This is a genomic window from Streptomyces lucensis JCM 4490 (genome assembly GCF_014650035.1).
Classification (GTDB): domain Bacteria; phylum Actinomycetota; class Actinomycetes; order Streptomycetales; family Streptomycetaceae; genus Streptomyces; species Streptomyces lucensis.
Genome location: NZ_BMUE01000025.1, coordinates 1 through 25,836, shown reverse-complemented (window position 1 = coordinate 25,836; position 25,836 = coordinate 1). Strand labels below are relative to the sequence as shown.

Sequence of the window (25,836 nt, the reverse complement as noted above, 5' to 3'; positions counted from 1 at the left end):
ATGGCAGCGATCGATCTCGACACGTATGTGAAGGGTGTGCTCGACGGCAGGCGGGCGCTGGTGGCCCGTGCCATCACGCTGGTCGAGTCCACCCGCCCGCAGCACCGGGCGCTGGCGCAGGAGTTGCTCACCGAGCTGCTCCCGCACAGCGGCCGGGCGCGGCGGATCGGCATCAGCGGCGTGCCGGGCGTCGGCAAGTCGACGTTCATCGACGCGTTCGGGACGCTGCTGACCTCGCTGGGACACCGGGTGGCCGTCCTCGCCGTGGACCCGTCCTCCACCCGCACCGGCGGCTCCATCCTGGGCGACAAGACCCGGATGGAGCGCCTCGCGGTCGACCCGGACGCGTTCGTGCGGCCCTCCCCGAGCGCCGGCACGCTGGGCGGGGTCGCGAAGGCCACCCGGGAGTCGATGGTGGTGATGGAGGCCGCCGGGTACGACGTGATCCTGGTCGAGACCGTCGGCGTCGGGCAGTCGGAGACGGCGGTCGCCGACATGGTCGACTCGTTCCTGCTGCTCACCCTGGCCCGCACCGGCGACCAGCTCCAGGGCATCAAGAAGGGCGTGCTGGAACTGGCCGACGTGATCGCCGTCAACAAGGCCGACGGCCCGCACGAGCGGGACGCGCGGGCGGCGGCACGGGAGTTGGCGGGCGCGCTGCGGCTGATGCACGGCAAGGACGCCTTCTGGACGCCGCCGGTGCTGAGCTGCAGCGCCCGCGAGTCGACCGGCCTGGACACCGTGTGGGAGCGGCTGGAGCAGCACCGCACGCTGCTGGACTCCACCGGCCGGCTCACCGCCAAGCGGCGTGACCAGCAGGTCGACTGGACCTGGTCGATGGTCCGCGACGAGCTGCTGGGCCGGCTGCACGCGGACCCGGCCGTGCGCGAGGCCGCTCCCGCGCTCGAGCGGCAGGTCAGGGAGGGCACGTTGACGGCGACCCTGGCGGCGGAGGGCATCCTGCGGGCTTTCGGGGGACGGCCGGACCGGGCGCCGGGGCGGGCCGGCCCGCGGACGGAGCCCTGACGGGCCCGCGCCGGAACCTCAGTTCAGCCCGCCGCGCTCGCAGATCCGCCGGGCCACCTCCCGGAGCTTGACGTTGTTGTCCTGGGAGTAGCGGCGCAGCACGTCGAAGGCCTGGTCCTCGGTGAGGTCGTGACTGCCCATGAGGATGCCCATGGCCTCGCCGATGAGGTGCCGGGTGGCGACGGCCTGCTCCAGCTGGGCGTGCGTGCGGGCGCTGGAGAAGGCGACCGCGGCGTGCGAGGCGAGGAGCCAGCCCGCCGTCTCGCCCGCGTCGGTGAAGGCGCCCGGGGTGCGGGAGTACAGGTCGAGGGCGCCGAGGTCCTCGTCCTCGGTGAAGAGCAGGAAGCCCATCATGCTGCCGATGCCCAGCTCACGGGCGCGCGAGACGTAGTCGGGCCAGCGCGGGTGACGCTCCCGGAAGTCGGTGACCCGGAACACCCGCTCCGCTTCGTCCCGGCGGGCGACGTCGTAGCAGGGGCCTTCCCGCAGGCGCTCCTGCAGCCGGTCGCTGTCGATCACGCGCTGGTCGGTCGGGGCGAGGGACTGCACCCCGTTGTCGCGCAGGATGAGGATGCCGGCCCCGTCGCAGCCGGGGACGAGATCGATCGCCGAGGCGGTGATCCGCTCCAGGGTGCTGGTCACCGTCTGCTGTGCCAGCAGGTCGCGTGCCAGGGTCGCCATCTGTTCGGCGAACATCCGCCAGTCCATCGGTCTCCTCCGCCGCTGCCCACCGAAGCGCCTGCCCACTTCCCACCATCGCATCCCCGCGCGGTCCCGGCCGTGCGGTGGGACGTGATCGTTCCGGGCGCTGGTCCGTCGGGGTGAGGGCCCCGGAGCCCAGCGGGCGCCTGCGGCGCCGCCGGGCGGGGGCGGCGCCGGGCGGCTGCGTCAGGGGCGGCCGGAGAAGAGGGCCAGGGCCGCCTCGGCCACCAGGCCGGGGTTCTCCTCGTGGAGGTAGTGGCCGCAGCCGGGGACCACCTCGACGCGCAGGTCGTCGGCGTGGCGGCCGGCGTCCGTGATGACGCCGGGCGGCAGCATGAAGTCCCGCTCGCCGGCCAGGACCACGGTGGGCGTGGTCAGCCGGGACTTGCGGTACCGGCCGAGGAGCAGCCTGGCGATGTCCCGCAGGGCGAAGGCGCGGTGCAGCGCCTCGCCGGCCCGTGCCCGGCCGGGCTCCCTGCTGGAGCGCACGAACTCGTCCATGGCGTCCGGTGTCCACACCGACCGGTCGGCCACGCCCTTGCGCATCAGGTAGCGCGTGAAACCGGGCCGGTTGCGCAGCATCCAGCGGCCCAGCAGCGGCTGTTCGAGCAGCGCGGTGTACCAGAACCGCCAGGACTGCGGCATCAGCCGCCGGTGCAGCGGCCAGGGATGCATCATGTTCAGCGCCAGGTACTGGCGGATCCGCTCCGGGGCCCGCAGGCACACGTGGAAGCCGGTCCAGGCGCCCCAGTCGTGCCCGATGAGCCGGACCCGGTCCAGGCCCAGCCCGTCGAGCAGTCCGAGCACGTCGGCCACCCTGGTGTCGGTGTCGTAGCCGCGGCCGGGCGTGTCGGACCAGCCGAAGCCGCGCTGGTCCACGCACAGCAGCCGGTAGTGGCCGGACAGCAGCGGGATCAGCCGCCGCCAGCCGTACCAGTGCTGGGGGAAGCCGTGCAGCAGGACGACGGGTTCTCCCGCACCGGCCTCCGCGACGTGCAGGCGGACGCCGCGCACGCTGACGTAGTGGTGGCGGACGCCCTCCATTTCCGGCATCGGCGGTGTGCTGTGCTCGACGGTCTTCACGAGGGCTCCTGGGGGGTCGGGAATGGCAGTCGGCCTGTCAGGAGGTGCCGGACGCCTGAAAGGTTCCGTCCGGTCCCCGCGCAAGAGGTGCGGAACGTTTGCGTGTCCCGGCTCCTCCTGTCCCAGCGCGGCTCGATGCAGCCGACTGGCCCTCAACGGAGGAGAAGAGCGTGACAAACAGGCGAGGCCTCGCTCAGGCCGCCGGGCGCTGGAGCGCCACGCACAGATGGGCGGCGGTGCTGCTCTGGCTGGCGTTCGTCGTCGTGGCCACGGTGGCCGGCGGCATGGTCACCCAGCAAGAACCCACCCCCGCCGAGCTCACCAACGGCGCGGCCCGGCACGCGGAACGGATCCTGGACGACGCCGGGCTGAGCCTGCCCGCGCACGAGGTCGTGTTCGTCCACAGCGACCGGGAGACCGTCGGCTCGCCCCGGTTCCGCGCGGCCGTCACCGGGGTGGTCGGGCGGATCAAGGGCACCGGCAAGGTGCGCGACGTGGTGTCGCCGCTGGACCCGGCCGGTGCCGCGGCGGTCTCGGCGGACCGGCACAGCGCGCTGGTGCAGTTCGACATGGCGGGCGACGCCGTGACGGCGAAGGAGGAGGTGCAGCCGGTCCTCGATGCCGTGGCACGGTCGGCCGAGGCGAGTCCCGGTGTCACGGTCGAGCAGTTCGGCGAGGCGTCCTTCGCGCACAAGTACGAGGAGAAGCTCCACAGCGACTACACCGGCGCCGAGACCATCTCCTTCCCGGTGACCCTCGGCATCCTGCTGGTGGCGTTCGGCGCGCTGGTGGCCGCCCTGCTGCCCGTGGTGCTGGCCCTCACCGCGGTCGTCGCCGCGGGCGGGCTGCTCACCCTGAGCAGCCACCTGGTGCACGTCGACCAGAACGGCAGCTCCGTCATGTCGCTCATCGGCATCGCCGTCGGTGTCGACTACTCGCTGTTCTACATCCGCCGGGTGCGTGAGGAGCGGGCGCGGGGCAACAGCACGGAGGCGGCGGTGAGCGCGGCGGCCGCCACGTCCGGCCGGTCGGTCATCGTCTCGGGCCTGACGGTCATGGTCTCCCTGGCCGGGCTCTTCCTCTCCGGCAACGGCATCTTCTACGGCATGGCCACGGCGACCATCATCGTGGTGGCGGTCGCGGTCCTCGGCTCGGTGACGGTGCTGCCCGCGCTGCTGTCGCTGCTCGGCCGCCGGATCGACAAGGGCCGGGTGCCGCTGCTGCCCCGGATGCGCACGGCGCACGCGGAGGACGCCGCCGGCGCCGGGCGGCGCGGCTTCTGGGGTGCGGTGCTCGGCGCCGTACTGCGCCGGCCGGCGGTGTCGCTGGTGCTGTGCGGCGGCGCTCTGCTCGCCCTCGTCGCGCCCGCCTTCTCGCTGCACACGTCCGACCCGGGGGTGAGCGACCTGCCGGCCAGGAGCCTTCCGGTGCTGCGGACGTACGAGCACATCCAGCGGGCCTTCCCCGGCTCGTCGACCCCGGCGAAGGTCGTGGTCCGGGCCGACGGCCTGGGCGGGGCGGCGGGCGACGCCGCGCTGCGGAACTTCACGAAGGCCGTCGAAGCGGCGTCACCGCAGCTGAGCGGCCCGGTGACCTTCCGGGTGTCGGACGACGGCAAGGTGGCCGTGGCCACGGTCGGCCTGGCCGGCACGGGCACCGACGACACGTCGGTACGGGCACTGCGCACGCTGCGCACCCAGGTCGTACCGAAGACCTTCGGCGCGATCGCGGGGGCGGACGTCGCCGTCGGCGGCACCACCGCGGCATCGGTCGACACCAACGCGAACCTGTCGGACAGGGCACCCTGGGTGGCGGGCTTCGTGCTCGTGTTCACCTTCGCGGTGATGCTGGTCTCCTTCCGCTCGCTGGTGGTGGCCGCCTTCACCCTGGTGCTCAACACGCTGTCGGTCGGCGCCGCCTACGGCATCGTGGTGCTGGTCTTCCAGCGCGGCTGGGGCGAGGGCCTGCTGGGCTTCACCAGCACGGGCGGGATCGCCTCGTGGGTACCGCTGTTCATGTTCGTCTTCCTGTTCGGCCTGTCGATGGACTACCACGTGTTCGTCGTCAGCCGGATCCGCGAGGGCCACGACCGGGGCCTGTCCACGGATCGCGCCATCGAGCAGGGCATCCGGGGCACGGCGAGCGTGGTCACCGGCGCGGCCGTGGTGATGGTCGCGGTCGCCGGGGTGTTCGGCATGCTGCCGCAGCTGTCCATGAAGGAGTCGGGCGTGGGCATGGCCACGGCCGTGCTGGTCGACGCGACGTTCATCCGGATCGTGCTGCTGCCGGCCACCATGAAGCTCCTCGGCGACGCCAACTGGTACCTGCCGGGGTGGCTGAGCCGGCTGCCGGCCGGGGTCGCCGAGCGGGCCGCGGCCGACGGCGGCGCGGCGGCCGAGCGGGCGGAGCGGCCGGCCGAGCGGGAGACCATCGCGTCCGGCGGCTGACGGACGGCGACTGGACACGGCATGCCGATGCCGCCGGACCTCCGGGTCCGGCGGCATCGGCGGGTCGGCGTCCGGTCAGGCCCCGGCCGCGCACAACCGGGCGGCCAGCGCGGCGATCTGCGCGGTCTGCGTGCCGTTGAGGCGCGGGTCGCAGGCGGTCTCGTAGCGCCGGGGCAGATCGTGCTCGGTGATGCCGGCGGCGCTGCCGACGCACTCGGTGACCTCGTCCGGGGTGGCCTCCAGGTGCAGGCCGCCGGGGCGGACGCCCACCGAGCGGACGGCCGCGAAGAAGCCGCGGATCTCGGTGGCCACGGTCGCCACGTCCCGGGTCTTGTGGCCGCCGGCGGTGACGTAGGTGTTGCCGTGCACCGGGTCGCACAGCCAGACGGCCGGGTGACCGAGCCGGGCGACCTCCGCCACCAGTGGGGGCAGTGCCTCGCGCACCCGCTGCGCGCCCATCCGGGAGATCAGCACCAGGCGTCCCGGTTCCCGGTCCGGGTCGAGCCGGGCGCACAGCGCGGCCAGGTCCCCCAGCTCGGTGCCCGGACCGACCTTCACGCCCACGGGGTTGACGACACCGGACAGGAACCGCACGTGCGCCCCGCCGGGATCACCGGTGCGCGCGCCGATCCAGGGCAGATGGGTGGAGGTCAGGCACACGGTGCCCGTCTCCGGGTCCCGCCGCACCTGGGGCTCCTCGTAGTCGAGCACGAGCGCCTCGTGGCTGGTCCACACGGCGGGTGACCCGCCCTCGGGGGCGCCGGGCAGCGGCATGCCCGACTCGGCCAGCTCCCGCAGCAACCCGAGCACCTCGTGCGCGTGCGCGTGTCCCCGCAGCAGCCGCATGGCGTCGGGTACGCGGGCGTGGGGGAGCGGTGCCGGGTCGTTGACCAGGTGCCCGCGGAACGAGGGCAGGACCAGCTCGCCCACCCGCTCGGTCGGGGAGGACCGGGGCTTGGCGTACTGGCCCGCCAGCCGGCCCACCGGGATCACGGGGCGGCCCAGGGCGGCGCCGATCGTGCGGGCGGTGCCGTGCAGCTGGCCGACCCGGGCCGCGACGCCGGAGAAGGTGGGGGTGTCGAACGTCTCGGCGCAGTCGCCGAGTTGCAGCACGAAGGCCTCACCGTGCGCGGCGGCGGCGAGCGAGCGGCGCAGGGCGAGGATCTCGTGCGGCCGCACGAGCGGCGCCGCGCCGGCCAGCCGTGAGCGGACGCGGCGCAGCAGCGCGGTGTCGGGCCAGTCGGGTTGCTGACCGGCCGTGCGGTGCCGCCAGTCGGACGGCGTCCAGGACGGTGGCCGGGGCGGGAGGAGCACGGTGGGCGAGGACATGGGGCATCTGCCTCCGTCGACGGGGTGAGGGAAGTGGGCGGGGCGGAAGAGTTCGGGGGCGGCCGGTCCCGGGCCGGGTCCGTGGAGTCGTGGCACACGCGTGCCGTGGCGGACCCGGCCCACGGTCTGCCGTCCGGGGCGGGCCGGGCTCAGGGGTGCGCGAGCGCCCAGCACAGCGCCCCGCCCTGGGGCAGCTCCCGTACGCTCACGCGCGCGCTCCGCTCGGGGTGCCCGGCGGCCCGGGCGAGGTATCCGGCGCCGTCCGGGGTGAGCCGCAGGTCCCGCAGGCCGCGCAGGGCGGGCCCGGTGAGCGGGCTGAGGGCCTTGAAGGCGGCTTCCTTGGCCGAGTAGAGGGTGAGCAGTCGCCGGGCCGCGGTCCGGGCCGGTCCGAGCAGCGGGCGTTCGGGCTCGCCCAGCACCAGATGGGCGGCGCGGAGCGGGAGTTCGGTGAGTTCAAGGTCGACGCCGAGGGCCGGGTACCGGTCGGCGGGTCCGGCTACGGCGACCGCGATGCCGCGGGAGTGGCTGATCGACGCCGCGATGCCTCCGGGGAGCCGGGGCCGGGGTCCGTCGCACAGCACGGGGCCGGTGCTCAGTCCGGCCGCGCGCGCGGCCCGGTGCAGGGCGCTGCGTCCGATGAGGAAGTCGCCGCGGCGCGGTTGCGGCATCGTCCGGGCCAGCTGCCGTTCTTCGTCGGTCACGGCGACCGGCGGTCCCTCGTGGCTGGAGGCCACGGCGAAGCCGACCCCCGGAATACGCGGTCCGGCGTCGGCGAAAAAACGTGGAAGAATGCGGAGCGTCCCACTCGAATGCACGAGGTCTATTCCTGTTCCTGGCTGATGGGTCAGGCAATGGACGGCGTGGCGAATTACGGCGGCACCGGGTAATTGCCCGCCCGATGCGCCGTATTCCGCCGGATCACGCGGCGAAGCGGCCAGAACGACTGCGCCCCCACCTCCGCTCGAACCCTTCCCTGGGATGGAGGGGCTACCGGTATCCTGACCTCTCGGACACAAAGAGGCGGCATGGCGCCGATGCACTCCCGGCTTTGCCGTGGTTTGACCATGCGGAGGGCCGGCGCGCCCTCCACGCGGCGCAGAGGGAGGGACGGGGATGATCGGTTCGGGAAGCAGCGGATGGCCGGTGGCCGAGCTGGACACGGTGCGCCGTCTGAAGGTCATCGCGTCCGGCTCGGGGCAGCACGCGTCGTTCTCCGAGCGGCGGTTCGACGTGCCCCTGGAGCGGCTGTGGTCCGTCGTCTCCGATCTGGAGAACGAACTCCCGTTGATCGTGAGCGGTCTGCGGTCGTTCACGATCACCGGTTCCTCGGGTGAGCGGCTGTCGGGCGAGGCGGTCGGCGCCGTCGGCTTCCGGGAGCGGTTCGAGGTCGTGCTGCGTCCCGGCTGGTGCCTCATGCAGGGCCAGGTCCTGACCAGCGGCATGGCCGCCACCGCGGACGCGGACGGCTGCCGGTTCGCCTTCTTCACCAGTCTGCGGCTGCCAGGTGGCGCCCTGCTCGACCGGCTGCGCGGCCCGTGGTCCGCGCGGCGGGCCGAGGACATGCTGGACCGGCTCGGGGAGCGGGTGGCGGCGCGGTCAGCCCCAGGCCGACCGGAATGACCGCCGGGCCCGGAAGAGCCGGGATCTGACGGTCCCCACGGGTATCTCCAGCAAGGCCGACACCTCCTGTTCGCTGAGCCCCTCCACATGACGGAGCATCAGCACCGCCCGGTGCTCGGGCGCGAGCCGGTGCAGGGCGTCGGCGATGTCGGAGGCCAGCTGGAGGTCGCCGGAGACCGGGGGTTCCTCCCACTCCATGGGCACCGTCGGCTGCCGTCGGCGCTGGCCCGCGAGCTTGAGCGCCTCACGCACCGCGATCGCCCGCACCCAGCCGAACAGGGCGGCGGGTTCCTTGAGCTGACGGATGCGGCTGAACACCGCGATCAGGGCCTCCTGTGCCGCGTCCGCGCCGTCCTGCAGCGCGACCGGTCCGCAGATCCGGCCGACGTAGGGCGCGAGGATGCCCAGCAGTTCGTCCATCGCCAGCGCGTCGCCGCGCTGCGCGCCCTCGACCAGACGGGCCACCAGGCGCGGATCGTGCAGCGTGCCCGTCCTGGCCTCCCCCGTCACCGCGCCCCCGCTTCCGGCTCCACCGCGCCCTCGGCGGAACACGGGTGGGCGAGAGAACGGGAGGAGACGCGGAGGCAAAAGGGGAATACGGCGGTCCGCGCGTTCACCCGCGGAGATGCCGCGTTCTGACCCGTTCTGGTACCACCCGCTTTCCCACCCCGTCCCCCGGTTCCAGATCTCCCGTTCGGGCAGCACAGAACCATCTGAAATGACACCCCCGTTGATGGCGAATCAGATACGTACGCACACCGCGGGCAACCCTAGCACCGGGTACCGGCCCTCGGGGAGGCTGAAGAACTCGGCACACCTGGAAACCGGCAGGTAACGCATAAGCATCGGGATGCCGGGGACCCGGTGCCGGGGACGGGAATTCACGGAATCCGGCCGGGTGCGGGGCTTGAGACCCAAAGGCGGAAAGTCCGTTCCTTCCGGCAATTGAAGGGGAGCGGCCGGCTTCCGCTCCGAGGTGTGGTTCCGGTCAGCGGCGCGCACGGCCGCGCCGGCGCGGACGGCGGGCGGGAGGGTCCGGTCGCCGTCCCCCGCGGGCGTCCGGCGGATCCCGCGCCTCCCCGGTTCCTGTGAATTCAGGCCAGAGCGAGAAGCACCGGGAGTACCAGGCCGTTCTGTCCCCTCCTTCCCATTCGAAGCTCCCACACCGACGCCGCCTTGGTGCCGCTGGAGCGTCGACGACCAGGGAGGAGAACGACAGATGAGAACCGTGCGAGCGGACGCCCCGCAGCAGGGCCCGCCGTCCCCGCGGGCCGCGCCGGAGGATCCATGGGTCACCGCGGCCCCACTCGTCCGGGCGGCGCAGGCCGGTGACGCCATGGCCCTCAACGACCTGCTGAGCCTGCTCACCCCCTATGTGAGCAGGCTGTGCCGGCCGATCGCGCTGGGCAACAGCGCCGACGCCGTCCAGGAGGCGCTGATCGCCGTCTTCCAGGGCCTGCCCCGGCTCAAGGACCCGCGTGCCCTGTACGCGTGGGTGCGCACCATCACCGTACGCGAGGCGGTGCGGGTCGCCCGGCGGACCGAGCGCGAGACACCCGTGTGCGAGTTCGCCGACGTGGCCTGGCCGTGCAGCCCCGAACTCGCCGTCGACGTACGGGACGTGCTGCGCCGCCTGTCCACCGAGCACCGCGCGGTCCTGGTCCTGCGTGAACTGGAGGGCCTGGACGAGCGTACGGCGAGCGGCATCCTCAACATCTCCTGCGGCACGCTGAAGTCACGGCTGCACCGTGCCCGCCACAGCTTCCGAAAGGCGTGGGCGCGATGAACCTCAACTGGCCGACGGCCGAACTGGACCCGGTGCGCCGGCTGCGCGTCATGGCCGCCGGGCTGAACGCCGTCATGTACGCGGACGCCCACGTGGATCTGCCGATGACCGACCTGTGGGCGGTGGCGAGCGACCTCGAGGGCGAACTTCCGCATCTGGTGCCGACGCTGCGGGAGTTCCGCTGCCGGCCGCTCGGCGGGGACCGGCAACTGGGCTGGGCCTACGGTCTGCTCGGCCACAGCGCACGCTTCGATGTGCAGCTGCGCCCCGGCTGGTGCCTGATGCAGAGCAGCTGCGTGGTCGGCGGCATGGCCGCCGTGCCCGAGGGTTCGGGGACCCGGTTCGCGGTGCTGGGCGGGCTGCGTCAGCCGTGGTCGGCCCCCCTGCAGCGGGCGCTGCGCCCCCTCGGGCGCGCCCGGGGCCTGCTGATGGTGGACCGGGCCGCCCGCCGCGCCGTGATCCGCGCCGGGGGCCGGCCGGCCTGAGCCGCCGCACGGGACCGTGCCGACGGAGCCCCCGCCGCCCGGGACCGTGCCAGGTGCCGCCCCACCCGTGCCCGGCACGGGCGGGGCGGCACCACGCACGACCGGCACACGGCCGCACGGTGGAAGGCGCCACTCCGGAAAAAGTCCGGATCCCGGTGGAGTGCATCGGCCGGACGCCGCCTCTTGTCTGGTGTCGGACGCTCCCCGCACACGGTGAGCGAGCACCGGCCGTCCCCCACGCACAGCAGCCCGTTCCTGGGCGCGTCAGCGCTGCCCACACGTCATCGCCAGGCCGAGCAGAGGGAACCACCATGCCCGACATATCAGCACTCAAGCTCGACGTCGTACCCGAGCCGACGGCCGCGCTCGGGATCCTTCCGACCGTCGCTGCCGAGAAGTACCCCGACACGCCCTTCCTCTCCGACACGCCGTGGCGCACCTACGACGGACCGGTCCGCACCTTCGCCGAGTTCGCGCAGGCCATCGACGACTACGCCGACCGGCTGTGGGCCGGGGGGATCCGCCACGGGGACGTCGTCGCCGTGGTGCAGCGCAATCACATCGAGGTCGAGGGCGTGATGTGCGCCCTCGGCAAGATCGGCGCGCTGCCCGCCCTGCTGTCCTCCGCCATGGAGACCGGCGAACTGCTGGAGTGCTTCGCGCGGCTGGACCGCCCCTTCCTCCTGGTGGACTCCCTCGGTCTGTCCCGGCTCGCCGAACACCGGCACGCGCTGCGGCTGCTCACCCGCAACGTGCTGTGCCTGGAGGAGACGGACGAGGACTGGGTCGTCCCGCTGCAGGAGCGCGTCGCGCACACCGCCGCCCCGCGCGACGAGGACGAGTGGTTCGTGATCACCCACTCGTCCGGCACCACCGGCGTTCCGAAGATGGCCGCGCACTCGACGCGCTCGCTGTTCGGCATGGTCGCCCCGATGATCCAGATCTTCCGGGACCAGTACTCCCCGCAGGACCTCAACGCCAAGCACCTGTCGTTCGTGCACGCCCGCACCTGTGCCGGCACGCTCGCCTCGCTGGAGACCGCGATGCCCGCGCTGGCGATCGCCGACCCGGACCCGGCCAACGTCAAGCGGCTGATGCTGGAGCACCGTCCGACCTCGCTGGAGACGCACCCGAACGTCTACATCCAGTGGGAGACCCTGGCGGACGACCCGGACCGCCCGCTGCAGCACGTCGAGCGGTTCATCTCCACGTTCGACGCGATGCACCCGCGGACCGTGCGCAAGCTGCTGAACGCCTCGGAGCACCCGCGCGCCCACTACTTCGAGGCGTACGGCCAGACCGAGTCGGGGCCGATCTGCCTGCGCATCGTCACCCGCGAGCAGTCCGCGGACTACTCGCCGCGCAACGTCGGGCACAGCGGCGGCGGCATGGAGATCCGGATCGTGGACGAGAAGGGCGTCGAGCAGCCCGCGAACACGCCCGGCTTCATCGAGACCCGGTCCGCCGGCCGTATGCGCGGCTACATCGGCGGCGCCCCCATGCCGCCCCAGGACGCCTGGTGGCCGATGGGCGACATCGGGCGCCTGCTGGACGACGGCTCGCTGGAGCTGCTCGACCGCATCGTGGAGCACGTCGACGGCGTCGACAGCCTCCTGGAGAAGGAGGACCACCTGCTCGAAGCGCTGCCCGAGCTGGTCGAACTGGTCCTGGTCAAGGACGAGGACGACGACTCGGTGTTCGCCGTGGCCTGCCCGCGGCCCGGCACCCGTCCCGACCCCGAGCGGTTCCGGGCCGTGGCCGCCGAGGCCGGGCTGCCCGGCCTGGAGGTGCGCTTCTGGGACTGGGAGGCCATGCCGCTCACCGGCTCCTACAAGGTCCGCCGCTCCGTGCTGCGCCGCAAGCTCTCGGGCCGCATCCAGCGCACCGCCACCGCCCGCAAGGAGGCGTGAGACATGACCCACCTGTGGTACGAACTCGCCCGCGGTCTGCGCGACGAGACCCTGCTGCACACCCCTTCGCGCTCGGAGGAGCCCGTCGGCGGCGCCGCCCTGTTCGACCGTGCCGAGCGCACAGCCGGCGCCGTGCTGGCCGCGTGCGAGGGCCGCGCGCCGCGCCGGATCGGCCTGCTGATGGCCAACGGCGAACCGTGGGTGCGCGGGCTGCTCGCCGCGCTGCGCCTGGACGCCGCGGCCGTGCCGCTCGCGCTGCCGGTGGCCTTCGGCGGCGCCGACGCCTACGCCGCGCACGTCCGGCGCATCGCCGAGGACGCCTCGCTGGACGCGATGCTCGTCGACGGCAGTCTCGGCGGGCGTATCGTCTCGCGGGTCGCCGAGGCCGTACCGGACGTGCCCTTCGTCGACATCGCCGAACCGCCCACCGCCCGGACCGCGGTGCCCGAGCCGCGGGGCGGCGGCGCGGCCACCGCGATCATCCAGTACACCTCCGGCAGCACCTCGGCGCCCAAGGGCGTCGTGGTCAGCCACGACAACGTCTCGGCCGGGCTCGACGCCATCGAGTCCGGCACCGGGTGGACGCCCGAGGACCGCCTCGGCGAGTGGCTTCCGCTCTTCCACGACATGGGCCTGTTCACGCTGCTCGCCGCGCTGCGCATGGGCTCGGCCGTCACCCTGTGGCAGCCCGGCGACTTCGTGCGCCGCCCGCTGAAGTGGCTCGCCGAGTTCGCCGAGTCGCGCTCCACCATCCAGCCGGCCCCGAACTTCTTCTACGACTACCTCGTCGCCGCGGCCGCCAAGGGCGTCCCCGACGGCCTCGACCTGTCGGCCTGGCGCTACGGCGGCAACGGTTCGGAGCCGGTGCGCCGCTCCAGTCTCGAGGCGTTCCAGCGGACCTTCGCCCCCCACGGGCTGCGCCCCCAGGTCGTCCAGCCCAACTACGGGCTGGCCGAGGCCACGCTGATCGTCAGCACCGGCGCGCCGGGGTCGGCGTACCGCAGCCTCGACGTGGAGCGGTCCAGCCTGTCTGTCGGCGAGCGGGTCCAGGAGGCCGCCCAGGCGGGGCCGGCCACCCGGACCGTGGTCTCCTGCGGCACACCCGTCGAGGGCGTCGAGGTGCGCATCGGCGACGCCGCGGGCAACCCGCTGCCGGAGGGCGTCGTGGGCGAGGTGCAGATCGGCGGCAGGCCCGTGACCGGCGGCTATCTGGGACTGCCCGCCGCCGAGCAGCCGTTCACCCCGGACGGGCGTCTGCGCACCGGTGACATCGGGTTCCTGCGCGACGGCGAGCTGTACGTCATGGGCCGGCTCAAGGCGATGGCCGTCGTGCGCGGCCAGAACTACTACGCCGAGGACGTCGAGGAGGTCGTCAAGTCCACGCCCGGCGTCGACCGCCGGCACTGCGCCGCCTTCGCCTGGGACGACGACGGCGAGGAGCGGATGGTCGTGATCTGGGAGACGAAGCTCGCCGGCGACACCGCGCGCGCCGTCGGCGAGGCCATCCGCACCCGCCTGGCCGAACACCTCGGCCTGACCGCGGTGGAGACTCTCGCGGTCTCCCCGCAGACCCTGCCGTTCACCAGTTCCGGGAAGGTCAAGCGCTCCGGCGCGGCCGACCTGTACCGGCAGCACAAGACCGCACCGATCACCGCACCGGAAGGACAGCACTCGTGAGCGTCACCGCGACTCTGGACATCGTCGTACGGGCCCTGGCCACGCAGGCGGGCGTCGCCGAGCCGACCGTCGACCCGGACAAGCCGCTGTCGGCCGTGCCGGGCATCGAGTCCGTCAAGGCGCTGCGCGCCATCACCGAGATCGAGGACGAGTGCGACGTCGTCATCCCCGACGACTTCCTCTTCGAGTCCGCGACCGTACGGGAACTCGCCGACTTCGTGGCCGAGCTGGCACGGGAGGGCAGCGCCATATGACCGTGGAGACCGCGGCGGCGCACGCGCTGCTCGGCGCGCTCGACCGGTTCCGCGTCGCGCCGGCGGACGTCGCCCGCTACGACACCGACACCGCGACCGCGGCCCGCGCCCTGCGCGCCGCGCCGGAGCAGGTGGCCCGGCTCGCCGACGAGGGGCTGCCGCACGTGGTGGACGCCGAGCGCGGGCCGTTGTTCGACTACGACGACCTGATGAACGTCGGCATGTTCTGCGGCACCGGCCAGACCGTGCCCGAGCTGGGCCTGCGCTTCCTGATGCGCTTCGCGGCCTCGTCCCGGGCCAGCTGGTTCGAGCCCCGGGACTGGGAGATCGGCGTGCATCCGTCCCGGACCGCCGGCGGCGAGGGTGCGGAGGCTCCCGCCGCCGGAGCGGACCGGCTGGAGGTGACCGTCCGGGTTCCCGACCTGTCGGCGCCGGGCGTCGAGCTGCTCGACGGCGGCCCGTTCGAGGAGCCGCTGCGCACCAACGGCTACCAGGCGGCCATCCGGCTGACCGGCGCCGAGCAGACGGTGCGCGACCCGCGCATCCACGAGGCGTGGGCCGAGGTGGTGGACGGGCTCGCCTCCCGCCGGGTCGTCTACCAGACGGTGCCCGAACCGCTGCGCGCCGACCACCACCGCGCCTGGGACCTCGGCGTCGCCGACTGCGTGGTGGCGTCGCGGCTGCTCACCGACCGGCTGCGCGCGGCCGGTCTGGAGGCGACCGCACGGCGCGGCTACCTGCTCGGCCTCTTCGGCAGCGACCACGCCTGGTGCGACGTCGTCGAGGACGGCGTGCACAAGTCGCTGGACCCGGTGTTCGCGTTCGTGGCGACCGTGGGCGACGAGCGCGGGGTCGCCGAGTCGCCCGAGTTCGCCGCCGCCTGCTTCGGCAGCCGCTTCAACCGGCTGCTGCCGTGCCGCACGGACAGCGCCGAACCGCTCGTGTACTTCGACGGCGACCCCGCGCCCTACTGGGCGATGGTCGGCGTCGGTGCCCGCCCGAGGAGGACCGCATGACCGCCGTCGCAGGCGCCCCGGACGCCGTACGCAGCCTGATCAAGGGCAGCCTCGACCACCCCGCCCTGCTGGACCGCCTCGGTGACGAGGACGACTTCGCGCGGGCGGGCATCGGCTCGGGCGAACTGATCCGGATCGCGCTGAGCCTGGAGGAGGAGCTGGGCCGGCCGCTCAGGGACGAGGAACTGCTCGGGCTCACCTCGGTGCGCGCCGTGGCCGTGCTGATCGGGGCGGAGGGGAACTGACATGTGGCTCAACCATGTGGTGCGCCGCGGTCTCGACCGGGACCCCGACGCGATCGCCCTGCGTGACGGCCGGCGCGACGTCAGCTGGCGCACGCTGCACCGTGAGGTGAGGGCCCTGGCCTGCCGGCTGCGCCACGACACGCTGCCCGGCAGCCGGGTCCTGGTGCTCAGCGGCAACCGGGTCGAGGTGCTGGAGACCTACCTCGCCTGCGCCGCCGCGGGCCTGGTCGCGGTGCCCGTCAACCCGGCCCTGACCGACCCGGAGATCGGGGCGATCACGGAGTCCGTGGAGCCGTCGGCCGCGGTCGCGGAGGCGCCCTTCGCGGCGCGGCTGGCCGACCTGTATCCCGGGCTGCCGGTCACCGACATCGCCCGGCTGCCCGAACTGCCCGACGCGGAACCCGGGTCCGACGAGGAGCAGGGCGGCGGCACGGCCGACCCGGTACTGATCCTGCACACCTCGGCGACCACCGGGCGGGCCAAGGGCGTCGTGGTCGACCAGCGTTCGCTGCAGGTCAACGCCCTGTCCTGGCTCGCCGACGTACGCCCGGAGCCGGGCACCGCGTTCCTCAACGCCGGGCCGCTGTTCCACGGCAGCGTCGTCATCGCCCTGGACCACCTGGCGGCCGGCGGCACGGTGTGCGTGCTGGACCGGTTCACCCCGCAGGGCGCCCTGGCCGCGCTGGAGCGCTGGGAGGTGGAGTACGCCTTCCTGGTGCCGTCCATGGTGCGCCTGCTGCTGGAGACGAAGAGCCTCGCCGGCACGGACCTGTCCCGGCTGCGGCTGCTGCTGCACGGCGCCGCCCCGATGCCCGCGGACCTCGCGGACGAGGCGCGGGAACGGCTCGGTGTCGAGCTGCAGACCGTCTTCGGCATCACCGAGGGCGGCGGCCCGGTCCTCACCCTGCGCCCCGGCACACCGGTGGGCGAACCGCCGGTGCCCGGAGCCGTGTGCGTCGGGGTGCCGATGCTGGGCGCCGGGCTGCGCGTCACCGACGGCGAGGGGCGCGAGGTGCCGGCGGGCACCGTCGGTGAGATACAGGTCAGCGGCGACGGCCTGATGCAGGCCTACTGGAAGAATCCGGAGGCCACCGCCGCCGTGCTGCGCGACGGCTGGCTCAACACGCACGACCTGGGATGTGTCGGCTCCGACGGCCTGGTCTGGGTCGTGGACCGCCGCAACGACCTGATCCTGCGCGGCGGGCAGAACGTGTACCCGGCGGAGATCGAGCACGTGCTGCGGCAGTCGCCGAACGTCGCCGACGTGGTCGTCGTGCCCCTGCCGTCCCGGCTGTGGGGGCAGACCCCCGTGGCGTTCGTGCAGCCGGCGGCCGACGGCCTGTTCGACGAGGCGGAGCTGCTGCAGCTGTGCGTCGACGCACTCGCCCCCTACAAGCGCCCCACCCACTTCCTGCCCCTGGAGCGCATCCCGCGCAATCCGGCGGGCAAGGCACTGCGCACCGACCTGCGCGAGACCGCCCGCACGACGCTCACCGCCGACAGGGAGCAGACCGCATGACCACCACCGACTACACCCGTCCCGAGGTGCTGACGGACCTCGCCGGCGAATGGGCCGTGCCGGTCAACGGCAACGCCGTCATCCAGTGGGACTACGACCAGCGCAACGACAAGCTCGTCCGGCTCTACAAGCAGGGCAAGCAGCGACAGTGGGACATGGACGAGCGGCTCGACTGGGACCACGAGGTGGACCCGGACGACCCGCTGGGCCTGCCCGACGAGTTCATCTCCATCGCCGGGTCCAAGCTGTGGGACCGGCTGCCGGAGAGCGAGCGGCGCATCGTGCGCCGGCACAGCAGCGGCTGGCTGTACTCGCAGTTCCTGCACTCCGAGCAGGCCGCGCTGATCGCGGTCGGCAAGATCCTGCTCACCGTGGAGGACCTGGACTCCAAGCTGTACGCGGCCACGCAGATGATGGACGAGGCCCGGCACGTGGAGGGCTTCAACCGCTTCCTGCACACCAAGATCGGCCTGCGCTACGGCCTCTCCCCGTCGATCTCCGCGATGTTCGAGCAGGCGATGCGCGAACCGCGCTGGGACTTCGGTGTCCTCGCGGCCCACATCCTGGTGGAGAACATGGGCCTGGCCACCTTCGGGGTGCACCGCGAGCGGCTGAAGGACCCGCTGGCGCGGGCGTTCAGCGCGTACGTCGCCCGGGACGAGGCACGGCACGTGGCCTTCGGGCGGCTGCTGCTGCGCTCCTACTACCCGCAGCTGTCCGAGGCGGAGCTGAGGGAGCGCGAGGACTTCGTCGTGGAGGGCTGCTGGGCGCTGCGCGACCGTTACGTGGACGACGAGATCTGGAACGCGCTGGGGTACGGCGAGGAGGCGATCAAGGCGTCCCGGCGCTCACCCGCCAAGCGGGAGTTCCGGCGTCTGGTCTTCATGCGGATCGTGCCCGGGCTGAAGGAGATCGGCATGTTCGGGCCCCGGGTGCAGGAGGCGCTGGCCAAGATGGGCGTCCTCGGCTTCCAGGAGGTGGACGAGGAGGCGCTGCGCGCGCTCGACGACAAGGCCGCCGTCGACGCCCTCACGCGGCACGAGATGGAGCTGCGCCGCCGCGACATCCAGCAGGTGATGGACCTCGGCGGCACCGCCGCCCCGTCCGGCACCCAGTGAGCCGGGCCGCCGCCGCCCGGAGCGAACCCCCGGCTCCCCCTACGGCGGCGGCCCCACCCCCCCCTCCGCCCGCACCGCCTCGGTCGCCACACGGCCGGCCCCGCGCGGCGTACCGCCCGGTGCCCCGAACGGATCGCCGGCCACGTCCGCCGAGTTCCCGCACCCCGCTCACCGTCCGTCGCCGAACCGCCGGAGATGTCAGCATGCTCGAAACCACACCCCCGCCCGCTCGTCCGACCCGGCTGCGCGGGCTCGCGCCGGCCGGGGCGCACACCAGTGGCCGGGGGATGCTCGCCGGTCTGGCCGACGGCACGGTGCCCGATCCGCCGGCGGCGCACACCCTCGCCCTGCCGCACGCGACCTCCTGGCTGCCGGGCCTGGTCACCTGCGAGACCACGTTCGGGGAGGAGCTGACCCTCACCCCCGGCGTCGTCTTCGGCGGCTGGATCGCCTGCCTGGTCGACCACTTCGCCGGCCTGGTCATGCTGTCCGCGCTGCCGGACGGCTCCGGCTTCCTCACCGCGAACCTGTCGGTCGACTACCACGCCCCGCTGGTGCCCGGACCGGTCCGGGTCGAGACGGAGCTGATCAGCTGCTCGACCCGGCGTGCCGTCGCCGAGGTGCGGTTCGTCCAGGACGGCACCCGTGCGTGCACCGCCACCGTGGAGCAGGTCATCCACCGCACCGTGCCGGCCGCGGCCGGCCGGACGGCGGGGTGACCGGCGTGCGCGACAGTGAACTGGACCAGGAGCACCGGGACTTCCAGGCGATGGTGCGGGACTTCGTGGAGCGGGAGATCGTGCCGCACCACGCCGGCTGGGAGCGCGCCGGACTCGTGGACCGCGAGGTGTGGCGCCGCGCCGGCGAGGTCGGCCTGCTCGGCATCGACGTGCCGGAGGAGTACGGCGGTGCCGGGGTGCGCGACTTCCGTTACCAGGCCATCATCAGCGAGGAGATCATGCGGGTGGGCGCGACCGGCATCGGCTTCGCGCTGCACAACGACGTGGTCGCCCCCTACCTCCTCGATCTGGCCACCGAGGAGCAGAAGCGGCGCTGGCTGCCCGGCTTCTGCTCGGGCGAGCTGATCACCGCCATCGCGATGACCGAGCCGGACGCCGGCAGCGACCTGCAGGCCCTGCGCACCACGGCCCTGCCCGACGGCGACTGCTACGTCCTCAACGGCGCCAAGACGTTCATCACCAACGGCATCCACGCGGACCTGGTGATCGTGGTGGCCCGCACCCAGCCCGGCCGGGGCAGCCGGGGGCTGAGCCTGCTCGTGGTCGAGCGGGACATGCCCGGCTTCACCCGGGGCCGCAAGCTGGAGAAGATCGGCATGGCCGCGCAGGACACCGCGGAGCTGTTCTTCGACGACGTCCGCGTGCCCGCGGCCAACGTTCTCGGCCGGCCCGGCCGGGCCTTCCTGCACCTCGCGGCCAACCTGCCGCAGGAACGCCTCGGCATCGCCGCGTATGCCGTGGCCGCCGCGGAGACCGCGTTCGCCCAGACCCTGGCGTACTGCAAGAGCCGTACCGCCTTCGGGCAGCCGATCGGCGCCTTCCAGCACGTCCGCTTCGAACTCGCCGAGATGGCCACGGAGCTGGACGTCGCCCGGACCTACGTCGACCGGGCGATCGCCGAGCACAACGCGGGCCGGCTCGACGCCGTCGCCGCCGCGAAGGCGAAGTGGTGGGCCACCGACGTGCAGCGCCGGGTGCTCGACCGCTGCGTCCAACTGCACGGCGGTTACGGCTTCATGCGCGAGACGCCGGTCGCGAAGGCGTTCGTCGACAACCGCGTGCACCCCATCTACGGCGGCACGAACGAGATCATGAAGGAGATCATCGGCCGCGATCTCGGCGTATGACCGCGAGCGGCGCACCGCCCGCGCCCCGGCACGCCCGTATCCCGACTCGCCCCGCACCTGTCGGCGTACCGACGCAGAAGGACTTCACGATGACGGCAACTGCACACCGGTGGACCACCCCGATCGGCCTGGAGGTGATCCGCCGGACCGAGCCGCTCGGCCCGGAACGGGCCGAGGCCGAACTGACGCGGCTCGAGGACGCCCTGGACACCCGCAGGGGGCTGCTGCTGTCGGGACGGTGCGACCAGCCCGGCCGCTACCGGCCGCACGACCTCGGCCACGTCGACCCGCCCGTCGAGGTCTGCGCCGACCACGAGAGCGTACGGCTGCGCGCGCTGAACGGGCGCGGGCGGGTCCTGCTGCCCGCGCTGGCCGCCGCGCTGGCGCCGCACGGCGCGCGCTGGGACGAGACCGCGGGCACGATCACGGCGGCCCTCGGCACGGCCGGCGCGGACCGCGCCCTGTCCGAGGAGGAGCGCACCCGCCGTCCCTCGGCGTTCACCGTGCTGCGTGCGCTCGTGGCCGCGTTCGCCGCACCGGACGACGAACTGTGGGGGCTGTACGGGTCGTTCGGCTACGACCTCGTGCTGCGCTTCGACCCCGTCCCGCTGCACCAGGAGCGCGACCCGCACGACCGCACCATGGTGCTGCACCTCCCGGACCGCATCCTGCGGATCGACCGGCGGCGCGGCACCGCCGAACTCGTCAGCTACGACTTCCGCTACGCCGGACGCGGCACCGAGGGCCTGGACCGGGCCACGCCCCTGGCGCCCTGCGGACCGCCCACCGAGCCCAGCGGCCCGCGGGACCACGCGCCGGGCGAGTACGCCGAGTTGGTCCGCCGTGCCAAGCTGCGCTTCCGGGCCGGCGACCTGTTCGAGGTCGTGCCCGGTCAGAGCTTCCACCGCCGTGCCGACACGCCGCCCTCGCGGGTGTTCCGCCGGCTGCGCGAGCGCAATCCGGCGCCGTACGGCCTGCTGATGAACCTGGCCGACGGCGAGCATCTGGTCGGCGCGTCACCGGAGATGTTCGTACGGGTCGACGCGCGCGCCCGGACGGTCGAGTCCTGCCCGATCAGCGGCACCATCGCCCGCGGCCGGGACCCCCTGGAGGACGCGGAGCGGATCCGCACCCTGCTCGGCTCCGTGAAGGAGGAGTCGGAGCTGACGATGTGCACGGACGTGGACCGCAACGACAAGGCCCGCGTGTGCGTGCCCGGCAGCGTCGAGGTGCTGGCCCGCCGGCAGATCGAGCGGTACTCCCGGCTCATCCACACCGTCGACCACGTCCGCGGCAGGCTGCTGCCCGAGCGCGACGCCCTCGACGCGTTCCTGACGCACACGTGGGCGGTCACGGTCACCGGGGCGCCGAAGCGCGCCGCCATCGCCTTCGTCGAGGAGCACGAGCGCAGCCCGCGCCGCTGGTACGGCGGCGCGGTCGGCCGGATCGGCTTCGACGGCGGCCTGGAGACGGCGCTCACCCTGCGCACCATCCAGATCCGCAGCGGTGTCGCCACCGTACGGGCCGGCGCCACGCTGCTCTTCGACTCCGATCCGCAGGCGGAGGAGGACGAGACCGTGCTGAAGGCGTCCGCGCTGCTGGACGCGGTGGAGAACGCGGACGGGGCCGGGAGCGCGCGCACGGGCGCCGGCCGGCCCCGCGCGGCGGGGACGTGGCCGGCCGCGGGCCGAGGCCGGCGGGTCCTGATCGTCGACCACCAGGACTCCTTCGTGCACACGCTGGCCGACTACGTCCGGCAGACCGGCGCCGAGGTCGTCACCTATCGCGCCGGCTTCCCGCCGGAGCTGCTGGACACCGTGCGGCCGGACCTGCTGCTGCTGTCGCCGGGCCCCGGCCGTCCGGCCGACCACGGCATGCCCGGCATGCTGGACGCGGCGCTGCTGCGCGGGCTGCCGGTGTTCGGCGTGTGCCTCGGGCTGCAGGGCATCGTGGAGTACTTCGGCGGTGCACTCGGCACCCTTCCCCGGCCCTGGCACGGCAAGCCGTCGTCCGTCGAGCTGGTCGGCGACGGCGGCACGGTGTTCCGCGGCCTGCCCAGCCGGTTCCGGGCCGGCCGCTACCACTCCCTGCACGCCGACCTGGCCACGCTGCCCGGAGAGCTGCTGGTGACGGCCCGTACGGCCGACGGCACGGTGATGGGCGTCGAACACCGCGGCCTGCCCGTGGCGGCCGTCCAGTTCCACCCCGAGTCGATCATGACCATGTCCCAGGGGGTGGGTCACGCCCTGATCGCCAACGTCGTCACGGGACTCGGCGCCGCGACCCGGGTGGCGGCCACGACGGCGGCCGGGGGCGTGCGGTGACCGCCGGCGAGGAGGAGCGGGAACGGGCGGGCGGGACGGAAGGGAAGGCGGAGCGGGTGCCCGAGGGCGAGAAGCCGCCGGGGAAGGAGCCGCGGGCCTCCTTCCCCGGCCGCGACGACCACTCGGCCGGCGGCATTCCGCGCTCCCCCTGGGTGCGCAACGCCCGCCTGGCCTCCCTGCCGCTCGGGTTCGCGGGCCGCTCCGCGCTGCGGCTCGGCCGCCGGCTGCTGGGCCAGCCCGTGGATCTGATCACCGGTGAGCTGCAGCGCCGTACGAGCCTGCACCTCTTCCGCGTGCTGGGCGAACTCAAGGGCGGAGCGATGAAGTTCGGGCAGATGCTGTCCGTCTTCGAGGCGGCGCTGCCGCCCGAGGTCATCGGTCCCTACCGGGCCGCCCTGACGTTGCTCCAGGAGGCCGCGCCCGCACTCCCGGCACCGCAGGTGCACGCCGTCCTGGCCGGGGAGCTGGGCCCGAAGTGGCGCGAGCACTTCAGGGAGTTCTCGGACACGCCCGCCGCCGCCGCCTCCATCGGGCAGGTGCACCGGGCCGTGTGGGCGGACGGCCGCCAGGTGGCGGTGAAGATCCAGTACCCGGGAGCGGCCGAGGCGCTGCTCGGCGACTACGCCCAACTCGGTCGGCTGATCCGCCTCTTCTCCGTCGTGACACCGGGCCTGGACGTCGAGCCCATGCTGCGGGAACTGCGCGAACGGGTCGCGGACGAACTCGACTACCGCCTGGAGGGAGCGGCCCAGCAGGCCTTCGCCGACGCCTACCGGGGCGACGCGGAGATCCTGGTGCCGGACGTGGCCCTGTGCACCGAGCGCGTGCTGGTCACGCAGTGGCTGGACGGGACCCCGCTCTCCGCCGTCATCCGCGAGGGCACGCAGGCGGAGCGCGACCACGCCGGGCTGCGCTACGCCCGTTTCCTGTTCTCCGGCCCCGCCCGGGCGGGGCGGCTGCACGCCGACCCGCATCCGGGCAACTTCCGGGTACTGGAGGACGGGCGTCTCGGCGTCATCGACTTCGGCGCCGTGAAGGACCTGCCCGACGGCCTGCCGTCCGCGCTCGGGACGCTGCTGCGGCTGGCGCAGGAAGGCGACTGGGCGGCCGCCGAGGAGGTGCTCGTGCACGAGGGCATCGTCACGCCGGGGGTGCCCCTGGATCCGGCGGCACTCGGCTCGTTCCTGCTGCCCCTGGCCACTCCGGCCGCCGGGGAGACGTACCGGTTCACCCGGGAGTGGCTGCGCGAGGAGGTCGTGCAGGCCATCGACCTGCGCGAGAGCGGCCTGCTGCGCCGCTTCAACCTCCCGCCGTCCTACGTCCTGGTCAACCGCGTGGTCGGCGCGGCCACGGCGGTCCTGTGCCAGCTGGAGTGCACCGTCCCCTTCCGGGCGGAGGTGGCCCGGTGGCTCCCCGGCTTCGCGGAAGGCGCGGTGGCCGGGGAGCCCACCGCGCGGTGACCGCGTCGCGTACTCAGCCGGACGGCGTGAGCGGGGACCGCACGCCGAGCCACTGCGCGGCGCCCCAGGCGAAGATCCGGGCCCGGGTCGCCTCGGAGACCCCCGGCCTGCCGTTGAACGCCAGCGACACCGCGCCCTTGGACACCCCGGCCGCGGCGGCGACGTCCCTGGTGGTGACGCGTCCGGCCGGTGCGCTCACGCCGGTTCCACGCGGATCGGGACGGCGCGGACGGCGTCCGGGCCGGTCCGGCCGGCCTGCGGGAGGAGGCCCCGTACGAGGTTATGCGCTGTCGCCACGGCCCTCGACACCACCCCCGCCGGCGGGGACGATTCGGACGAGCCGCCCGGGGGAACCCGGCCGGGCATGATGCGAAGCATTGTGCGCGGTGGCGCGGCGGGCGCCGCCGGGACGACCGTTCTGAACGCCGTGACCTACGCCGACATGGCCCTGCGGGGCAGACCGTCGAGCGAGGTCCCGGCCCGGACCGTGGACAAGCTCAGCAAGGACGCCGGGCATCCGGTCCCCGGGGACGAGGACGTCCGGGCCAACCGGCTCTCCGGGCTGGGCGCGCTGTCCGGGATCGCCGTCGGCTGCACCACCGGTGTGGCCGTCTCCCTGCTGCGCCGGGCCGGCATCCGCCTGCCCGTGTGGCTGGGCGGAGTGGCCACCGGGGCGCTGGCCATGGTGGCGACCGACGTGCCGATGGCACGGCTGGGCATCAGCGATCCGGCCGGCTGGTCGGCGACGGACTGGGTGTCGGACGCGGTGCCCCATCTGATGTACGGGCTCGCGACCTACGGCACCCTGACGGCGTTCGAACGCCGGTGACGGCCGCGGAACGACCTGCCGGGGGCGCCGTCAGGCCAGCGGGTCGTGGCCCCAGTTCATCAGGGAGTACCGCCAGCGGGTGTCCCGCACGTCTCCCGACGGCCGCTGGGCCAGATGGCGGCGGACGTAGCCGACGACCTTGCGCATGTGCCGGTAGTCGTCGTCCGAGAGGTCGCCCTTCCTGGCCCGGAGGATCTCCGTGATCCGGCGGCCGGACGCGTGCCCGGTGGACTCGCCCCCGTCCTTGTGCTGTCCGACGTCGCGGGACTCGTCGGTCTCCAGCCACTTGTCCAGGTCGGCCGGTGTCATGTTCACCAGCTCGCGGAAGTCGTCCCAGGTCTCTTTCCGCTCGTTGTCGTCCACGCCGCCTCCGGCTGCTCGCCCTCGCCACGGCCCTGCGCCGTGCGGATCGGCCGTCGCGGAAGAACGCGACCGCTCCCCCAGCGTGAGGGCCCACGGACCGCCGCGCATCCCTGCGCGCGGCCACACGCCTGGGAGGCGGCGGCGCGGGTACTCATCGTGGGAACGCCCACAGCCGTTCGACGTGTGGAGGTGTCCACAGTGCACACCGGACTACTGCGAACCGTCGGGGCGCTGACCTTCGCGTACGGGGTCACGACGGCGTGCCGGCCGGAGCTGCTCGCCCGGCCCTGCGGGCTGGTCGGCCCGGACGGCGACGTCGCCCCGCACACCGCCGCGGTGCTGCGCCCGCTGGCGTGGCGGGACGCCGCGAGCGGTCTGGCGATGGTGGTCGCTCCCGAGGGGCCGGCGCTGGCCACGGCCGCCGCCGTGCGCATCGCCTCGGACGTCGGCGACGCCGTCCTCTTCGGCAGCGCGCTGCCCGGGCGGCTCCGCCGTGCGGGGGCGGTCGTCACGGCTCTGGGCTGGGCCGGCCTCACGGTGGCGGGTCTCGTCGGCCGCCCGGAGCCGGCGCGGCGGCACCGGCTGGCGTGCCGGTGCGCCGCGGGCCGCACGCCTCAGTGACCGGCGTCCGGCCCGGCGGCGCGTGCTCGGGCCGTGTCCGCTCGGGCGGTGTGCGGGTCACCCGTCCCGGGCGGACGTGCTCGGGCCGTGCTGGGCATCAGGCCGTGCTGAGCATGCCTTCGCGCAGGCGGGTCAGGAGGCGGGTGATCAGACGC

The 25,836-nt window shown here is 73.8% G+C and carries 24 protein-coding genes and 1 pseudogene; 18 read left to right on the top strand and 7 right to left on the bottom strand.

Features of this window, described 5'->3' with window-relative positions; all coding sequences use genetic code 11:
- Entirely contained in the window at window positions 1–1,026 is a 1,026-nt protein-coding gene (gene meaB / locus IE177_RS33240) for a methylmalonyl Co-A mutase-associated GTPase MeaB (RefSeq protein ID WP_190019200.1), read from the top strand.
- An 18-nt stretch (window positions 1,027–1,044) separates the two neighbouring features.
- On the opposite strand, the gene IE177_RS33235 is transcribed toward meaB, so the two are convergent.
- Window positions 1,045–1,734, bottom strand: coding sequence for a GAF and ANTAR domain-containing protein (locus tag IE177_RS33235; protein ID WP_190019199.1), 690 nt, complete (start codon window positions 1,732–1,734; stop codon window positions 1,045–1,047).
- A 180-nt stretch (window positions 1,735–1,914) separates the two neighbouring features.
- Window positions 1,915–2,811 (bottom strand): alpha/beta fold hydrolase, encoded by an 897-nt coding sequence (locus IE177_RS33230; RefSeq protein ID WP_190019198.1) that lies wholly within the window; start codon window positions 2,809–2,811, stop codon window positions 1,915–1,917.
- Window positions 2,812–2,981: 170 nt separating this feature from the next.
- On the opposite strand from IE177_RS33230, the gene IE177_RS33225 reads away from it, so the two are divergent.
- Window positions 2,982–5,258: an MMPL family transporter gene (locus IE177_RS33225; RefSeq protein WP_190019197.1), complete on the top strand. Its 2,277-nt coding sequence runs from the start codon at window positions 2,982–2,984 to the stop codon at window positions 5,256–5,258.
- Between the two features lie 75 nt (window positions 5,259–5,333).
- Here IE177_RS33225 and IE177_RS33220 read toward each other — a convergent pair whose 3' ends face one another.
- Together IE177_RS33220 and IE177_RS33215 are read right to left on the bottom strand one after the other, a co-directional pair.
- On the bottom strand, window positions 5,334–6,587 hold the full coding sequence (locus IE177_RS33220) for a 3-deoxy-7-phosphoheptulonate synthase (protein ID WP_190019196.1): 1,254 nt from the start codon (window positions 6,585–6,587) through the stop codon (window positions 5,334–5,336).
- A 149-nt stretch (window positions 6,588–6,736) separates the two neighbouring features.
- Entirely contained in the window at window positions 6,737–7,288 is a 552-nt protein-coding gene (locus IE177_RS33215) for a 4'-phosphopantetheinyl transferase superfamily protein (protein ID WP_190019195.1), read from the bottom strand.
- A 412-nt stretch (window positions 7,289–7,700) separates the two neighbouring features.
- On the opposite strand from IE177_RS33215, the gene IE177_RS33210 reads away from it, so the two are divergent.
- On the top strand, window positions 7,701–8,207 hold the full coding sequence (locus tag IE177_RS33210) for a hypothetical protein (RefSeq protein ID WP_190019194.1): 507 nt from the start codon (window positions 7,701–7,703) through the stop codon (window positions 8,205–8,207).
- Here IE177_RS33210 and IE177_RS33205 read toward each other — a convergent pair.
- Complete coding sequence (locus IE177_RS33205; protein ID WP_229816377.1) at window positions 8,184–8,717, bottom strand: RNA polymerase sigma factor; 534 nt, start codon at window positions 8,715–8,717, stop codon at window positions 8,184–8,186. The two genes, IE177_RS33210 and IE177_RS33205, sit on opposite strands and share 24 nt — an antisense overlap.
- 709 nt (window positions 8,718–9,426) lie before the next feature.
- Between IE177_RS33205 and IE177_RS33200 the strand changes: the two genes are divergently transcribed.
- The 13 genes from IE177_RS33200 to IE177_RS33140 all read left to right on the top strand — a co-directional run bounded on the left by IE177_RS33200 (window position 9,427) and on the right by IE177_RS33140 (window position 23,868).
- A complete protein-coding gene (locus IE177_RS33200) occupies window positions 9,427–9,993 on the top strand; it encodes an RNA polymerase sigma factor (protein WP_190019193.1) in 567 nt (188 codons plus the stop codon).
- Window positions 9,990–10,478 carry a hypothetical protein gene (locus tag IE177_RS35530; protein ID WP_190019192.1) on the top strand — a complete coding sequence of 163 codons (489 nt, stop codon included), beginning with the start codon at window positions 9,990–9,992 and terminating at the stop codon, window positions 10,476–10,478. The genes IE177_RS33200 and IE177_RS35530 overlap by 4 nt, the downstream gene beginning before the upstream one ends.
- Before the next feature lie 311 nt (window positions 10,479–10,789).
- Window positions 10,790–12,388 carry a class I adenylate-forming enzyme family protein gene (locus IE177_RS33190; RefSeq protein ID WP_190019191.1) on the top strand — a complete coding sequence of 533 codons (1,599 nt, stop codon included), beginning with the start codon at window positions 10,790–10,792 and terminating at the stop codon, window positions 12,386–12,388.
- 3 nt (window positions 12,389–12,391) lie between these two features.
- On the top strand, window positions 12,392–14,065 hold the full coding sequence (locus IE177_RS33185; RefSeq protein WP_190019190.1) for an AMP-binding protein: 1,674 nt from the start codon (window positions 12,392–12,394) through the stop codon (window positions 14,063–14,065).
- Window positions 14,062–14,319 carry an acyl carrier protein gene (locus IE177_RS33180; protein WP_190019189.1) on the top strand — a complete coding sequence of 86 codons (258 nt, stop codon included), beginning with the start codon at window positions 14,062–14,064 and terminating at the stop codon, window positions 14,317–14,319. Before IE177_RS33185 ends, IE177_RS33180 begins: the two co-directional genes overlap by 4 nt.
- Window positions 14,316–15,335 (top strand): transglutaminase, encoded by a 1,020-nt coding sequence (locus IE177_RS33175; RefSeq protein WP_190019188.1) that lies wholly within the window; start codon window positions 14,316–14,318, stop codon window positions 15,333–15,335. The genes IE177_RS33180 and IE177_RS33175 overlap by 4 nt, the downstream gene beginning before the upstream one ends.
- Window positions 15,332–15,580 carry an acyl carrier protein gene (locus IE177_RS33170; protein WP_190019187.1) on the top strand — a complete coding sequence of 83 codons (249 nt, stop codon included), beginning with the start codon at window positions 15,332–15,334 and terminating at the stop codon, window positions 15,578–15,580. The genes IE177_RS33175 and IE177_RS33170 overlap by 4 nt, the downstream gene beginning before the upstream one ends.
- A gap of 1 nt (window position 15,581) precedes the next feature.
- Window positions 15,582–17,099, top strand: a complete 1,518-nt coding sequence (locus IE177_RS33165) for a class I adenylate-forming enzyme family protein (RefSeq protein WP_190019186.1) — start codon at window positions 15,582–15,584, stop codon at window positions 17,097–17,099.
- Window positions 17,096–18,217, top strand: coding sequence for a diiron oxygenase (locus IE177_RS33160; RefSeq protein ID WP_190019185.1), 1,122 nt, complete (start codon window positions 17,096–17,098; stop codon window positions 18,215–18,217). The genes IE177_RS33165 and IE177_RS33160 overlap by 4 nt, the downstream gene beginning before the upstream one ends.
- A 203-nt stretch (window positions 18,218–18,420) precedes the next feature.
- Complete coding sequence (locus IE177_RS33155; RefSeq protein ID WP_190019184.1) at window positions 18,421–18,936, top strand: PaaI family thioesterase; 516 nt, start codon at window positions 18,421–18,423, stop codon at window positions 18,934–18,936.
- A 5-nt stretch (window positions 18,937–18,941) separates the two neighbouring features.
- The gene (locus IE177_RS33150; RefSeq protein ID WP_190019183.1) at window positions 18,942–20,084 is read left to right on the top strand and encodes an acyl-CoA dehydrogenase family protein; all 1,143 of its coding nucleotides are present in this window, start codon (window positions 18,942–18,944) and stop codon (window positions 20,082–20,084) included.
- A gap of 89 nt (window positions 20,085–20,173) precedes the next feature.
- Window positions 20,174–22,408, top strand: coding sequence for an anthranilate synthase component I (locus tag IE177_RS33145; RefSeq protein WP_190019182.1), 2,235 nt, complete (start codon window positions 20,174–20,176; stop codon window positions 22,406–22,408).
- Window positions 22,405–23,868 (top strand): ABC1 kinase family protein, encoded by a 1,464-nt coding sequence (locus tag IE177_RS33140; RefSeq protein ID WP_229816376.1) that lies wholly within the window; start codon window positions 22,405–22,407, stop codon window positions 23,866–23,868. Before IE177_RS33145 ends, IE177_RS33140 begins: the two co-directional genes overlap by 4 nt.
- A 43-nt stretch (window positions 23,869–23,911) precedes the next feature.
- Here IE177_RS33140 and IE177_RS33135 read toward each other — a convergent pair.
- Window positions 23,912–24,067, bottom strand: a pseudogene (locus tag IE177_RS33135) (LacI family DNA-binding transcriptional regulator); the annotation flags it as partial.
- 165 nt (window positions 24,068–24,232) lie between these two features.
- On the opposite strand from IE177_RS33135, the gene IE177_RS33130 reads away from it, so the two are divergent.
- Window positions 24,233–24,697, top strand: a complete 465-nt coding sequence (locus IE177_RS33130) for a hypothetical protein (protein WP_190019181.1) — start codon at window positions 24,233–24,235, stop codon at window positions 24,695–24,697.
- Window positions 24,698–24,727: 30 nt separating this feature from the next.
- Here the strand turns inward: IE177_RS33130 and IE177_RS33125 are convergent, their stop codons facing one another.
- Window positions 24,728–25,060, bottom strand: coding sequence for a DUF3140 domain-containing protein (locus tag IE177_RS33125; RefSeq protein ID WP_190019180.1), 333 nt, complete (start codon window positions 25,058–25,060; stop codon window positions 24,728–24,730).
- Window positions 25,061–25,258: 198 nt separating this feature from the next.
- On the opposite strand from IE177_RS33125, the gene IE177_RS33120 reads away from it, so the two are divergent.
- On the top strand, window positions 25,259–25,681 hold the full coding sequence (locus IE177_RS33120; protein ID WP_190019179.1) for a hypothetical protein: 423 nt from the start codon (window positions 25,259–25,261) through the stop codon (window positions 25,679–25,681).
- Window positions 25,682–25,836 lie beyond the last annotated feature (155 nt).